At 67.5% G+C, this 11,726-nt stretch carries 17 protein-coding genes and 3 pseudogenes; 13 read left to right on the forward strand and 7 right to left on the reverse strand.

Features of this window, described 5'->3' with window-relative positions:
- Nucleotides 1-82 precede the first annotated feature (82 nt).
- From P2G62_RS13275 to P2G62_RS13300, 6 genes are read right to left on the reverse strand one after another with little or no spacing between them, the layout of a single operon-like run.
- Nucleotides 83-403 carry a hypothetical protein gene (locus P2G62_RS13275; RefSeq protein WP_275735388.1) on the reverse strand — a complete coding sequence of 107 codons (321 nt, stop codon included), beginning with the start codon at nt 401-403 and terminating at the stop codon, nt 83-85.
- The gene (locus tag P2G62_RS13280) at nt 400-648 is read right to left on the reverse strand and encodes a hypothetical protein (protein WP_275735389.1); all 249 of its coding nucleotides are present in this window, start codon (nt 646-648) and stop codon (nt 400-402) included. Before P2G62_RS13280 ends, P2G62_RS13275 begins: the two co-directional genes overlap by 4 nt.
- Nucleotides 621-1,871, reverse strand: a complete 1,251-nt coding sequence (locus tag P2G62_RS13285; RefSeq protein ID WP_275735390.1) for a phage portal protein — start codon at nt 1,869-1,871, stop codon at nt 621-623. The genes P2G62_RS13280 and P2G62_RS13285 overlap by 28 nt, the downstream gene beginning before the upstream one ends.
- Nucleotides 1,871-2,080, reverse strand: a complete 210-nt coding sequence (locus P2G62_RS13290; protein ID WP_028030714.1) for a hypothetical protein — start codon at nt 2,078-2,080, stop codon at nt 1,871-1,873. The genes P2G62_RS13285 and P2G62_RS13290 overlap by 1 nt, the downstream gene beginning before the upstream one ends.
- Nucleotides 2,080-3,993 (reverse strand): phage terminase large subunit family protein, encoded by a 1,914-nt coding sequence (locus P2G62_RS13295; protein ID WP_275735391.1) that lies wholly within the window; start codon nt 3,991-3,993, stop codon nt 2,080-2,082. Before P2G62_RS13295 ends, P2G62_RS13290 begins: the two co-directional genes overlap by 1 nt.
- Nucleotides 3,908-4,504, reverse strand: a complete 597-nt coding sequence (locus P2G62_RS13300) for a terminase small subunit, Nu1 (RefSeq protein WP_043869403.1) — start codon at nt 4,502-4,504, stop codon at nt 3,908-3,910. Before P2G62_RS13300 ends, P2G62_RS13295 begins: the two co-directional genes overlap by 86 nt.
- Nucleotides 4,505-4,619: 115 nt before the next feature.
- Between P2G62_RS13300 and P2G62_RS13305 the strand changes: the two genes are divergently transcribed.
- Together P2G62_RS13305 and P2G62_RS13310 are read left to right on the forward strand one after the other, a co-directional pair.
- On the forward strand, nt 4,620-4,802 hold the full coding sequence (locus P2G62_RS13305; RefSeq protein WP_275735392.1) for a hypothetical protein: 183 nt from the start codon (nt 4,620-4,622) through the stop codon (nt 4,800-4,802).
- Between the two features lie 11 nt (nt 4,803-4,813).
- Nucleotides 4,814-5,062 carry a hypothetical protein gene (locus P2G62_RS13310; RefSeq protein ID WP_275735393.1) on the forward strand — a complete coding sequence of 83 codons (249 nt, stop codon included), beginning with the start codon at nt 4,814-4,816 and terminating at the stop codon, nt 5,060-5,062.
- Nucleotides 5,063-5,174: 112 nt separating this feature from the next.
- Here the strand turns inward: P2G62_RS13310 and P2G62_RS13315 are convergent.
- Nucleotides 5,175-6,038 (reverse strand): annotated as a pseudogene (locus P2G62_RS13315) (phage tail tape measure protein); the annotation flags it as partial.
- Between P2G62_RS13315 and P2G62_RS13320 the strand changes: the two are divergent.
- From P2G62_RS13320 to P2G62_RS13370, 11 genes and pseudogenes are all read left to right on the forward strand, one after another.
- A pseudogene (locus P2G62_RS13320) lies at nt 6,022-6,543 on the forward strand (DUF2460 domain-containing protein); the annotation flags it as partial. The pseudogenes P2G62_RS13315 and P2G62_RS13320 sit on opposite strands and share 17 nt — an antisense overlap.
- Complete coding sequence (locus P2G62_RS13325) at nt 6,540-6,890, forward strand: hypothetical protein (protein ID WP_058248933.1); 351 nt, start codon at nt 6,540-6,542, stop codon at nt 6,888-6,890. The pseudogene P2G62_RS13320 and the gene P2G62_RS13325, both read left to right, overlap by 4 nt.
- The gene (locus P2G62_RS13330) at nt 6,883-7,014 is read left to right on the forward strand and encodes a hypothetical protein (RefSeq protein ID WP_275735394.1); all 132 of its coding nucleotides are present in this window, start codon (nt 6,883-6,885) and stop codon (nt 7,012-7,014) included. Before P2G62_RS13325 ends, P2G62_RS13330 begins: the two co-directional genes overlap by 8 nt.
- Nucleotides 7,015-7,019: 5 nt before the next feature.
- Nucleotides 7,020-7,685 (forward strand): lysozyme, encoded by a 666-nt coding sequence (locus P2G62_RS13335; protein ID WP_275735395.1) that lies wholly within the window; start codon nt 7,020-7,022, stop codon nt 7,683-7,685.
- Nucleotides 7,686-7,688: 3 nt separating this feature from the next.
- Nucleotides 7,689-7,919: a hypothetical protein gene (locus P2G62_RS13340; RefSeq protein WP_275735396.1), complete on the forward strand. Its 231-nt coding sequence runs from the start codon at nt 7,689-7,691 to the stop codon at nt 7,917-7,919.
- 86 nt (nt 7,920-8,005) lie between these two features.
- Nucleotides 8,006-8,236, forward strand: a complete 231-nt coding sequence (locus tag P2G62_RS13345) for a hypothetical protein (protein WP_275735397.1) — start codon at nt 8,006-8,008, stop codon at nt 8,234-8,236.
- Between the two features lie 126 nt (nt 8,237-8,362).
- A complete protein-coding gene (locus P2G62_RS13350; RefSeq protein ID WP_275735398.1) occupies nt 8,363-9,247 on the forward strand; it encodes a DUF2163 domain-containing protein in 885 nt (294 codons plus the stop codon).
- Nucleotides 9,244-9,678, forward strand: a complete 435-nt coding sequence (locus P2G62_RS13355; RefSeq protein ID WP_275735399.1) for an NlpC/P60 family protein — start codon at nt 9,244-9,246, stop codon at nt 9,676-9,678. Before P2G62_RS13350 ends, P2G62_RS13355 begins: the two co-directional genes overlap by 4 nt.
- 9 nt (nt 9,679-9,687) lie before the next feature.
- Nucleotides 9,688-10,083, forward strand: a pseudogene (locus P2G62_RS13360) (host specificity protein); the annotation flags it as partial.
- Nucleotides 10,084-10,307: 224 nt separating this feature from the next.
- Complete coding sequence (locus P2G62_RS13365) at nt 10,308-11,513, forward strand: cytochrome P450 (protein WP_275735400.1); 1,206 nt, start codon at nt 10,308-10,310, stop codon at nt 11,511-11,513.
- Between the two features lie 24 nt (nt 11,514-11,537).
- Nucleotides 11,538-11,723, forward strand: a complete 186-nt coding sequence (locus tag P2G62_RS13370; RefSeq protein WP_275735401.1) for a ferredoxin — start codon at nt 11,538-11,540, stop codon at nt 11,721-11,723.
- Nucleotides 11,724-11,726 lie beyond the last annotated feature (3 nt).

Genomic DNA, 11,726 nt, shown 5'->3' on the forward strand with positions numbered 1-11,726 from the left:
GCAAGCCCGCACCCTCTGGGTGATCCATGAAACGCGCCCCTCGCAGCCTTCAACACCATGTTTTATATAGGAAATATAATGGTCAGGACAGCGAAATCAGCGCCTTACTTGGGAAATGTGGGTTTAGCACTTCTGGCGCCAGATAGGCGAGGCGCAGCTGGCGGCTGACGTGGCGCTCGGCCAGACCGACGGCCTCGGCCAGTTCCTGGATCGTGGCGAACTCGCCTGCCTCCATGCGCCGCCGCCAGCCCCATGCCCGGCCGATGGCGCGCAGGATGTGCGGGTCCTGCGTCTGATCCTCGCTCGGGCTGTAATCGGCGGGCGGCATGATCTTGGGCCGCCCGTTCTTCTTGCGCAGTTTAAGGGGGATCAGCACGCGGATCGTGTCATTGCCTCGGGTCATTCGGTGGCCTCCATGTTGCGCGGCGCGATCATCTCGCGGATGACGCCCGCGACGCCTTCGCGGCGGATGTCGACCTCGAGCCCGGCGGCGGTGACGGTGACGCGCCGAACCAGAAGCTGGATGATCCGCGCCTGCTCGAGCGGAAACAGCTGCGCCCAGAGCGTGTTGAAATCATGCAGCGCCGCGATGGCCTCGGCCTCGGACACCTGATCGCGCTTCAGCGCCGCCAGCACCTGCGTAACCACCTCGGGGGCCTGCAGAATGCGCCGCACTTCGGTGACGATGGCGTCCTCGACCATGCCCGCTGGCAGGCGGGTCGGCGCGAGATGAACAGCTGCCATTGGACGGCGTCGATCTGGCGGCGGAACTCGACGAGCCCCGCCCGGATCGAGGAATAGTTGACCTGGCTGAGATCGCCGGTCAGCAGCTCGTAGGGCACGCGGAACCCCGCCGAGATCGTGTGCAGGCTCGCCCGCTTGTATTCGCCGTAACCGCCGGTGGCAGAGGGCTGGTTGAAGCGGATGTCCTTGCCGCCGCGGGCATAGGCGATCAGCCCTGGCTCGAACTGCTCGACCCGATTGCCATCGGCATCGACCACGGAAGGCGCGATGCCCTGTTGCGCCTCGTCGTCGCCGAAGACGATGGCGGTGACGCAGGCCTCGGTTTTCTTGCGGACCAGTTCGGCCACCTCGTAGTCGTCGAGATCGCGCAAGGACCGGATCACCGGCGCACCCCAGGGAACGCCGCGGGCCTGCGTGCGCTGCTTTTCATAGATGTGGGCGATCTCGGTCGCGGGGACCGGGCGCGACCCGAGCCCACCGTTCAGCGCACCCCACGCGTCGCCCGGGTGCTCGGCATGCAGCCAGTAGGCCCGGCGCTTGCCGACCGGGTCGAACTCGATCCCCTGCACCAGCCGCCCCGCGCCGAGGACGCCGGACTTGGTGGCGTCGAGGAAGTCGGCCTCCAGCACCTGCAATTGCAGCGGAACGGCCAAGCCGTCCGAGGATCGCCGCAGGCGGCGGCGCACCAGGACCTCGCCCGCCTCGACCATCTCGCGGCAGATCAGTGTCTGCAGCCCGTAGAAGTCCAGCTGGCCGTCGGCATCGCAGTCCGCGGTCCAGCGCTCGAAGAGTGCGTCCACCTTGCGGTCCAACGCCTCATTACCGCTCGCGGCGCGCGGCATGATCCCCGCGCCGATGATGTTGTTGACCAGCACCGCGACGGCCTTTGCGGCATGCGGGTTGTTGCGCACCAGATCCCGCATCCGGTCGCGTAGCAGCGCCCCGGCCACGCCGATCTCCGTGTCAGCAGAGGATCCCGGCGCGCGCCAACCGTCCGTCCGTCGCCCTTTCGCGGCCCCATCATAGCCCCGCGTCAGGGTCTCGAAGGCCTGACGGGCCAGCACGCGCCTGGCGGCGGCCCGAGGGGCGACGGAGGCAATGGCCCTGTCGAACCAGTTGGCCGACATCAGCGATCCCCGCGGCTAAAGCCCGCGAGCCCGGCCACCGGCAAGGGCCGCGTGGTCCCAGCGATGGCACGTTCAATGGTGCGGATGCGGGCGAGCAGATCCTCGGCCGAGCCGTAGTCCACCGACTTGCCGTCATAGCTCACCCGCGTCGTGCCGCTGGCATAGGCCCGGCGCAGCGCCGAAAGTTCGGTTTCCGTCCAGTCCGTCATCAAAACCATCCTTCGCGCCGCCCGAGCCAGTCGGAACGGCGCTTGCCCTGCGGGGCTTGTCCAGGCCGGTGAATTTGCCCGGCCGGATCGGTGTCACCGTATGGCGCAGCCCCGAGCTGATCCTCGAGGTCGCGCCACTTCTCGTCGGGCCAGCGATCCGCGCCCGCGATCCAGGCGGCGGCGCGGGCATAGACCCGGCAATCCAGCGCCTCGTTGCGCTCGCGCAGCTTCTGCCATTCCAGCCGGGCGAAGCCGCGCTTCGTGCGCACCGTCACCAGCTGCTCGGCCACGAACTGCTTCAGCCATTCGTTCTCGACCCAGTGCGGCAGGTGCACCGAGCCGGGCGGGAACGCTGCCCCGTCGGTCATCTCCTCTTCGGTCGGCCGCGCCAGCCGCAGGAAGCGGTAGGTCTCGGCCTTGAAGGTCGACACCGCCACGGTCCAGAGCCGCGCCCCGCGCCGCAGACGTTTGCCGCCCTCGGTCGCATCGACAAAGGTCGGCCCCGACACCGGGCTCGAGCGGTTGAACCCCTCGACGCCCTTGACCGGCGACACCTGCGCGAACCCCTGCGCTCGCGACCAGGAATAGACCGCCGGGGCCTCGTAGCCAGTGTCGATGGCGAGCCGCGCGATCCTGAGATGCGCGCCGCGCTCATGCGGCCAGCTTCGGTCGAGCAGCGCGGTCAGCTCCGACCATGCGTCGTGCCGGTCCGGCCCGCCCTCGATCACGACGTGATCGACGAGCCAGCTTTCCAGCCCGCGACCCCAAGCCCAGACATCGACCTCGATCCGGTCCTTCTGCACATCGGCCCCGGCGGTCAGGAACAGCCCGCCCGCGGGCACCGTGCCCGGTTTCCAAGCCTCGCGCCGGTCGTAGAGCCGCTGCCAGTCGGGGGCTTCCCCGGTCTCGACCCATGTCTCGCCCAGCGACGTGTTGACGAAGGTCTTCATCGTCTCGTCCCCGCCGGAGCGGGCCGAGAGGAAGGCCCGCACCATCGCCTCCAGTCTGACCCAGGGCGAGTAGATCTCGTTCAGGTGGAAGCCCGCCACGCCCGCGAAGGGCTGCTCCGCCACCCAATGTCCTTTTGAGACGGCCGCCCAGCGGGTCTCGTCCCGCCAAGCCGCATCGCAATCGGCGCAGTGGTAGCGCGCCGTTTCGGGCCGGTGGTCGCCCTCGGGCCCCTTGCTCCAGCGCACCTGTGTCCAGGTCAGCAGCTGTTCCGCCCCGCAGTCCGGGCATGGCACCCAGAACCGGCGCTGGTCGCTTTCTTCGAAGGCTGCCTCAATCCGGCTGGTGCCCTTGTTCGTGGGCGTCGAGACCAGCACGATCTTGCGGTTCCAGAAAGTCACCGTGCGTTTCCGGGCGAGGTTGACCGGATCACCCTCGGCACCCGCGCTGAACGGGTAGCGGTCCACCTCGTCGCAAAGCAGCAGGCGGATCGGGCGGCTGGCCAGACCCGAGGGTGCGTTCGCACCCACGATGGTCAGATGCCCGCCCGGAAAGCGCTTGTGCAGGATCTTGTTGTTGCCGTCGCGCGAGCGCGGATCGGCGATCTTGCCCTGCAGACAGGGCGTGTCACGGGCCATCGGCGAGAAGCGGTCCTTCGACCAGGTTTCCGCGTCGCGCTCGGTCGGCATCACCACCATGATCGGCGCGGGATCCTGATCGATGTGATAGCCGCAGGCGTTGTTCAGCACCTCGGTCTTGCCGACCTGGGCGGAAGACATGATGACCACCGTCTCGGTCGAGGCGTCCGAGATCGCCTCCATGATCCCGCGCTGATATTCAGCCCGGCTCGTGCGCCATTGCCCGGGTTCGGCGCTGGCCTCAGAGCTCAGCCGTCGGTTCTGGTCCGCCCAATCGCTGATCGTCAGTTCCGGCGGCGGGCGCAGCACCTTCAGCGCCGTCTCCACCGTCCGCTTCAGGATCGGCGAGCCCGTCAATGTCAGCGATGGCTTCGAGTTGGACATCTGGCTGCGCGAGATCATCGAGCACCTCGCGGATGGTCATTCGGATCAGATTCCGGGTGTCTCCGACGGTTGATTGTTCAAAAACCTGCGGCGCCAGCCGGTCCGGCAGCGCGAGCAAGCGGGTGCGCAGAAGTGCCAGAACGGCGATCCAGGCGGCCTCGATCTCTTCTGCCGCGATCAGCGCGCCACGCTTTTCCTCGGCCTCCATCTCGGCAAGATCAGCCCGCGCCCGAATGAAGCGCGCCCGCTCGGCCGCGTAATCCGGCGCACCGGCCTGCGCCTTCGATGCCTGTTCGCGCAGGTAGCGGACATAGCCGCGCACCGAGCCGATCAGGTCGTATTGGCCGCGCTCCGCCTTCGGGATCACGCCCTCTCGGCTCAGCTGCTGGACCCGGCGCTCCGAGAGATCAAGAAGCCGCGCGATCACGCCGATGGGTTGCGTGGCTGACGACATGAGATGATCCGCGCGCTCCGATTAAAGCCATGTAATTGCTGCGATTATACTGGATGATGTGCCCCGGCAGAGCGAAGCTGATCCTACGAGAACGATCCACCCCACGGAGCCTGCCATGACCCTCGCCGAACGCTACAACCTTGAAGCCGCCCGCCTTCTTCCGCACATGGCCGCCGACCTTCAGGTCGATCCCGCCATCACCCGCGCGACCGAGATCGACGAGATCGTCTTCCGACGCGGCGAGTTTCTGGGCGGCATGGCCTGCGCGATCCTCGCGATGATCGAGCTGAAGAACTGAGGGGCAGGATGATGACCGACCGCCACCAACTCCGCGCCGAAAAGGCCCGCAGGAACCAAGAAGCCGCACTGGCGGCCTTCATTGAAAAGAAGGCCGAGATCGACGCGATGCTCGCCCGACTGCAGAGGCTGAGCGTTGACCACTTCAACGCCCATCCCGACGAGATCAATTGGGGCCACGTCGGCACCCTCGAACACTACGCGAGCCTTATGAAGCGCATCACCGACAGCGCGTTCGGCGAAGGCGAATTCGCAGACTGACCTCCGGCTTATCCGGAACCTCTGCCGCGCGCGGGCGCGGCTTGGGGTCGTAGAAGGGATCGCGACGGACGCGACCCGAACGCGGAGACGACCCCATGGCCCAGCTTTCCGGGATCCGCACGCCGCCCTCGCCGGTCGCCCATTCCGGCAACAGGGCCAGCGCGGCGTTCAGCGCCTCGATGAAGCTGTTGATGCGGGTGACGACGCCGTTCAGCATCGCCTCGACCCCGCCGATCAACCCGTTGGCAGCCTGGTAGGCGAAGTCGCCGATGGCACCCGGCAGGCTGCCCCAGATCGCCACCGCGCCGTCATAGCCCCCCTGGAAGATCGCCACAGTGCGGTCCCCGAACCCCACGACGCCCGCGACGGTTCCGTCGAGCGCCGAGAGTGCTGCGGCCTTCAGCCCCTCCCATCCGGCCGCCATGCGGGCCAGTGCGGCGTCGAGCGCAAGCCCGACCCGCGACCAGACCTCGGAGGCCAGATCTGAAAGCAGCCGGAAGGCTTCGCCGACCCCGCCCACGCGGGCGACGAGCTGGTAAAGCTGATAGATCAGCTCGCCGACGCCGACGATCAGAGCGCCGATGCCGGTGCGGATCAGAGCCCCGCGCAGCACGACGAGCGCGGTTGCGAACCCACGCACCGACAGCGCGGCGGCGGCCAGTCCGGCGACCCAGCGCCCGGCAAGGAAGGTCGCGAAGGTCGCGGCATAGGTGGTCAGGCGGCCGATATTGTCGAAAAGGCCGCGAATGGCGATGCCGAGCGGGCCGGTGCGGCTGGCGATGGCGGCCATGGCGTTGGCGACCGCTTCCAGCGCGGGGGCTGCGGCGACGGCGAGCTGGTTCGACAGCCCGCGCCAGATCAGCCCGAGCCGGGAGATCGCGTCATTCGTCCGCTCGATCTGGTCGGCATCCTGTTCGGAGACGACGACCCCAAAGGCAAGCACGTCCTCGGTCGCCTGGCGCAGTGTCGCGGTGTCGAACTCGCGCCGCCGCTACGATGTCGCCTATGGCATCCGCCGCGCCGACGATCTGGCGGCGGTGGTCGCCTTCTTCGAGGCGCGGAACGGTCGCCTGCATGGCTTCCGGTTCAAGGATTGGGGAGACCACAAGTCCTGCCTGCCCTCGGGGACACCCGCACCGACAGACCAGATGATAGGCACCGGCGATGGCACGACGACCGCCTTCCAGCTGGTGAAGCGCTACGCCTCGGGCAGCCAGTCCTGGGTGCGGAACATTGCCAAGCCGGTCGCGGGCTCGGTCATCGTCGCCCTGAATGGCGCGCCCCAGGCGTCCGGCTGGTCCGTCGATGCCACGACCGGCGTCATCACCTTCACCACCGCGCCGGGGTCCGGCGTCGCGGTCACCGCAGGCTTCGAGTTCGATGTCCCGGTCCGCTTCGACACGGACGTGCTCGACGTGACGCTCGACCTCGAGCGGCTGGGCTCGATCACCTCCATCCCACTTCTGGAGATCCGACGATGAATGATGAAACCGGATTTCTGGCGGCGGCGCTGAAGGAACTGCTCGCCTCTACCGCCGTGATCCTCGCCGCCTGGGGCGCGCTCGGCGGCGCGACCAATGCGCTGACGACGAAAATGCGCCTTCGCGACGCTCTGCGCCACATCCTGCTCGGCGGTCTGATCGCGGCCGGGATGGGCAGCCTGTCGATGGCGATCATCACCCGCTGGCTCGGCCTGCCGCCCGAGGCGATCCCGGCCGGGGGCGCGGCCGGATCGGCCGCCTATCTGGTCGGCGTCTTCGGTCCCGCCTTTATCGAGGTGCTGCTCGCCCGCCTGCGCCATGCCGGGAAAGGCGATGGCGATGCATGACCTTCTCCGCCTCGCGCGCTCCCTGCGCTGCGACCCGGCCGATCCCGGCCACGCCTTCCGACACCGCCTGGGCGTCGGCATCGCCGTCGCCGCGCTGATCCTGATCCTCTCTCTTCTGGGGTAATTTCCATGCAGATGACCGACCGGGGGCTTCTGGCCCTCGTCCGGCACGAAGGGATCGTGCCCGGACCCTACACGGATGTGAAACAGGTCTGGACCTTCGGCATCGGCCACACGGCCGCAGCCGGTCTGCCCGATCCAGACACGATGCCGCGCGGCATGCCTGCCGATCTCGAGGCCGGGATCCGCGAAGCGTTCCGGGTCTTCCGAGACGATCTCGCGCGTTACGAGGCCGCCGTCCTGCACGCCGTGAAGGTGCCGCTCGAGCCGCACGAATTCGATGCGCTGGTCTCGTTTCACTACAACACAGGCGGCATCGCCAAGGCGGCGCTCACCCGGCACCTAAACGCGGGCAACCGGGCTGCCGCCGCAGCAGCCTTCATGGGCTGGCTCAAGCCCGCCGCGATCCGCCCGCGCCGTGAGGCCGAACGCGATCTCTTCGCCACGGGCCGCTATCCCGCCGGTACCATCCCGGTCTGGTCGGTCGACCGCAACGGCCGGGTCGATTTCTCGCGTCCGATCCGGCGTCTGACCGAGGACGAAGCGCTGGCGCTGCTGCGCCCCGCAAGCGTGCCGATACCGAGACCATCCGTGCCTGCCGCCAAACCTGATCCCGCAATCAGCTGGTTTACCCGGCTGACCTCCTTCTTCTCCACCCTTATCCGGAAGGCCTGATCCATGCGCTACATCCGACTGACCTCGCTCACCTGGTGGGCGGGGTGCCTCGCCATACTCACCGGCATTGCCTCGCTCGCGCTGCCCGCCACCGGGCCGCTCGGCGAACTCTCCCGCTTCGTCGCGCTGCTTGCCGGCAGTGGCGATGCCTCGCCTGCGGGGCTGATGTTCCTCGGGCTGGGCCTGATCGGCCTGCGTGACCGGGTTGAGCGCGGGTTCCGCGGCGATGCTTGAGTTTCTCGCAGGGATGGTCGTGGGCGGGGCGCTCGGCGTTTTCGTCGTCGCCCTCTGCGTCGCCGCCGCGCGCGGGAATCACGACGATGGCTGAGTTCCTGATCTGGCTGGTTGCGGCCTTGGGAGCGGTCGGAGGCATCGTCCTCGGCCGGGTCTGGGGGCGCGTGGAAGGGGAGCGCACGGGCAAACGGGAGGCGGAACGCGATGCGATGGAAGATAAGAGCGAACGCGTCGGGCGCGGCCGCGAGGCGGTTCGCGACGGCCGCGGCGCTGGCGATCCTGCTGACCGGCTGCGCCGCAACGACGGACAGTGGTGATGCGGGCTGCGCCTCCTATGCCGAGGCGCGGCTGGCCCGGCCGCCTGCCACTGCCGTCGCCGCCGTGCCCCCGGACTGGGCCGACTGGATCGCCGATCTCGACGACCGCATGACAGGAACCTGCCGATGAAATCCCTCTCGCCCGCCCTGCAGGCCCATCTCGACGAGGGCACGACCACGCTCGCCTGGTGCTGGCGGATCGTCCGGGCTGATGGCGTCACCTTCGGCTTCACCGATCACGACCGCACGCTCAGCTTCGACGGCACGGATTTCGAGCCCGAGAGCGGCCTGACGGCGTCCGAGGTGCGCTCGGGCTCGGACCTCTCGGTCGATGCGCAGGATGCGGAAGGCGTGCTGACCTCGGACCGCATCACCGAGACCGACATCCTCGACGGCCGCTGGGATAACGCGTCGGTGGAGGTCTGGCGCGTGAACTGGGCCGACACTGGCCAACGCGTTCTGATGCGGCGCGGAGCCATCGGCCAGATCCGGCGCGGGCGGCTCGCCTTCGTGGCGGAGGTGCGCTCGCTCGCCCATGTACTGGGCCAGACGGTTGGGCGGACATTCCAGGCGAGTTGCGACGCCGCGCTTGGCGATAACCGGTGCGGTGTCGATCTTGTGGACCCGGCCTACAAGGGCACAGGCGCGGTGGTCGATCTGCTGCGGGATCGCGCGTTCACTGCCTCTGGGCTCGGCAGCTTTACTGCCGGCTGGTTCAACTTTGGCACGCTGGACTGGACGAGCGGCGCGAACGCAGGGCGGCGCACCGAGGTGCTGGGCCATGACGTCACGGACGGCATCGCCGTCCTGACCCTGCTCGAGGCGCCGGTACGGGCCATCAGCGAAGGCGACGCCTTCACCATCCGCGCGGGCTGCGACAAGCGGATCGAGACCTGCGGTGCGAAGTTCGCCAATACCGCCAGTTTCCGGGGCTTCCCGCATATCCCCGGCCAGGATGCCGTTCTGCGCTACGCCACCAAGGATGGCGGGCACGACGGGGGTGTGCTGTGAACGCCGCCGATCCCGACAAGGTCATCGCGGCGGCGCGGGCCTGGCTCGGCACGCCGTATCACGACCAGGCGAGCCTCAAGGGCGTCGGCTGCGACTGCCTCGGGCTCGCGCGTGGCGTCTGGCGCGATGTCGTCGGCCCCGAGCCTTTCCCGATCCCGCCCTACAGCCGGGACTGGGGCGAGACGGGCCCTCGCGAGGTGCTGGCCGAGGGCGCGCGGCGAATGATGCCCGAGATCGCCCCGGCCGATGCCGGTCCCGGCTCCCTAGTCCTCTTTCGGATGGTACCGCGCGCCATCGCCAAGCATGTCGGGATCGTCACTGGCCCCGACACCTTCCTCCATGCCTACGAGCGGCTCGGCGTGATCGAGGAGCCGCTGACCCAAGCCTGGCGGCGGCGCATCGCCTTCGCCTTCCTCTTCCCGCAACGCTGAGACCCCGACATGGCCACCCTCATTCTCGGCGCTGCCGGTGCCGCCATCGGCGGCTCGATCGGTGGCGCGATCCTCGGCGTCAGCGCTGCCACCATTGGCGGCTTCATCGGCTCGACCATTGGCTCGGTCGTCGACAGCTGGATCGTGTCCTCGCTCGCGCCGACCCAGCGGATCGAAGGGGCGCGGCTCGACAGCTTGCGCATCACGTCCTCCACCGAGGGGGCGGTGATCCCGCGCCTCTACGGTCGCATGCGCATCGGCGGCAACATCATCTGGGCCACCGATTTCCGCGAGGAGACTAAGACCACCACGCAGGGCGGCGGCAAGGGCGGCGGAGGCGGCAAGGTCAAGACGACCGAGTATCTGTACTACGCCAGCTTCGCCGTAGCCTTGTGCGAGGGACCCCGGTGCCTGCGGGGCGGGGGTGTGCTGCGAAACTGCATCGTTTTGCAGGGCCCATTGCAGATGCGCCATGTCGCGAAGGGGTTTGCCGCATCCGGAATAAGGGTAAAATACCCGTAAAAAAATAATTATCATTTAATATCATATTGCTCCGCGTTTTCCGCGAAAACTGGAACGTAACTTGCAAATAGCTCCCTCAGACGCTGACCGCAGCATGGGAGCCCGTAATGACGCAAGCCGACCTTCACAAAGATGATGCGCCGTATCTGGATGTGGCCGATCCGACCTTTTCGATCCGCTCTCGGGCGGTGATGGAGGCGCGCGACGCCAGCTGGTATGCGCGCACGCCCTATGGTCTGGCGGCGCTGCGCTATGAGGATGTGCAGAAACTCTTGCGTCATCCGAAGCTGCGGCAGGGCTCTTATCGCTGGCCCGCGCATAGCGGGGTGACCGGCGGGATTTTCGCGCGCTGGTGGGAAAGCATGCTGCTGAGCCAGGAGGGCGACACCCATGCCCGGCTGCGGCGGATGGCCAATCCGGCGTTCTCGCCCAAGCTGATTACCGATCTGCGGCCGAAATTCCAGGCGCTGGCCAACCGGCTGATCGACCAGTTCGCCGCCAAAGGCGAATGCGATTTCATCGCCGATTTCACCGAACCCTACGCGACCGGGGTGATCTGCGATCTGCTGGGCCTGCCGTTCGAGAAATGGCGCGAGTTGGCCGATATCGCCGGCGAAATGGGGCTCGCTCTGGGGGTGACCTTCAAGCAGGATCTGCCGGTTGTCGAGGCGGCGACCGCGCGTCTGATGGCCTATGCCGAAGATCTGGTGGCCGCGCGCCGCGCCGCGCCCTCGGATGATTTCATCGGCATGCTGGTGCAGGCCAATGCCGACAAGTCGCAGCTGTCGGATCAGGAATTGATCGACATGATCGTGCTGGCGATCTTTGGCGGCATCGACACCACGCGCAACCAGATCGGTCTGGCGATGGCGATGTTCATCGAACATCCCGATCAATGGGCCCTGCTGGCCGAGCAACCCGATCTGGCGAAAGCGGCGGTGGAAGAGGTGATGCGCGTGCGCCCGACCGTCACCTGGGTCACCCGCGAGGCGACCGAGGATTTCACCTATAACGACCTGCCGATCGCGGCGGGCACGACGCTGCATCTGTTCTCGCAATCGGCCTGTTCCGACCCGGCGGTGTTTGCCAACCCCGATTTCGACATCACGGCGGATCGCAAGCCGCATTTCGGTTTCGGCGGCGGGGCGCATCACTGTCTGGGCCATTTCATCGCACGCGGAGACATGACCGAGGCGCTGAAACTGCTGGCGCAGCGACTGCGCAACCCGCGGTTCAACGGCACGGTCAGCTGGTTGCCCGACAGCGGCAATACCGGCGCGATTTCGATGCCGATTGCCTTTGACCCTTCCTGATCCCCACCCAACGGAGCCCTGACGATGAAAGTTGATGTCGATATGTCGATCTGCCTGCTGCACGGGCAATGCGTGATTGCCGCGCCTGCGGTGTTTTCCTTTGACGATGCGGGCGGGCTGGTCTGGGTCGCCGAGGTCGATGAGGGTCTGCGCGGCGATGTCGAGGCCGCCGCCGATGCCTGCCCCGAACAAGCCATCCTGATCGGCTGAACG

The organism is Paenirhodobacter sp. CAU 1674, from assembly GCF_029222945.1.
GTDB lineage: Bacteria > Pseudomonadota > Alphaproteobacteria > Rhodobacterales > Rhodobacteraceae > Rhodobacter.

Bases quoted from the DNA above. Each gene is read 5' to 3' on its own strand.
- P2G62_RS13330 (WP_275735394.1), top strand. From the start codon at position 6,883: ATGCATGACCTTCTCCGCCTCGCGCGCTCCCTGCGCTGCGACCCGGCC.
- P2G62_RS13350 (WP_275735398.1), top strand. From the start codon at position 8,363: ATGAAATCCCTCTCGCCCGCCCTGCAGGCCCATCTCGACGAGGGCACG.
- P2G62_RS13340 (WP_275735396.1), top strand. From the start codon at position 7,689: ATGCGCTACATCCGACTGACCTCGCTCACCTGGTGGGCGGGGTGCCTC.
- P2G62_RS13310 (WP_275735393.1), top strand. From the start codon at position 4,814: ATGACCGACCGCCACCAACTCCGCGCCGAAAAGGCCCGCAGGAACCAA.
- P2G62_RS13345 (WP_275735397.1), top strand. From the start codon at position 8,006: ATGGCTGAGTTCCTGATCTGGCTGGTTGCGGCCTTGGGAGCGGTCGGA.
- P2G62_RS13370 (WP_275735401.1), top strand. From the start codon at position 11,538: ATGAAAGTTGATGTCGATATGTCGATCTGCCTGCTGCACGGGCAATGC.
- P2G62_RS13325 (WP_058248933.1), top strand. From the start codon at position 6,540: ATGAATGATGAAACCGGATTTCTGGCGGCGGCGCTGAAGGAACTGCTC.
- P2G62_RS13275 (WP_275735388.1), bottom strand. From the start codon at position 403: ATGACCCGAGGCAATGACACGATCCGCGTGCTGATCCCCCTTAAACTG.
- P2G62_RS13365 (WP_275735400.1), top strand. From the start codon at position 10,308: ATGACGCAAGCCGACCTTCACAAAGATGATGCGCCGTATCTGGATGTG.
- P2G62_RS13300 (WP_043869403.1), bottom strand. From the start codon at position 4,504: ATGTCGTCAGCCACGCAACCCATCGGCGTGATCGCGCGGCTTCTTGAT.
- P2G62_RS13335 (WP_275735395.1), top strand. From the start codon at position 7,020: ATGCAGATGACCGACCGGGGGCTTCTGGCCCTCGTCCGGCACGAAGGG.
- P2G62_RS13285 (WP_275735390.1), bottom strand. From the start codon at position 1,871: ATGTCGGCCAACTGGTTCGACAGGGCCATTGCCTCCGTCGCCCCTCGG.
- P2G62_RS13305 (WP_275735392.1), top strand. From the start codon at position 4,620: ATGACCCTCGCCGAACGCTACAACCTTGAAGCCGCCCGCCTTCTTCCG.
- P2G62_RS13290 (WP_028030714.1), bottom strand. From the start codon at position 2,080: ATGACGGACTGGACGGAAACCGAACTTTCGGCGCTGCGCCGGGCCTAT.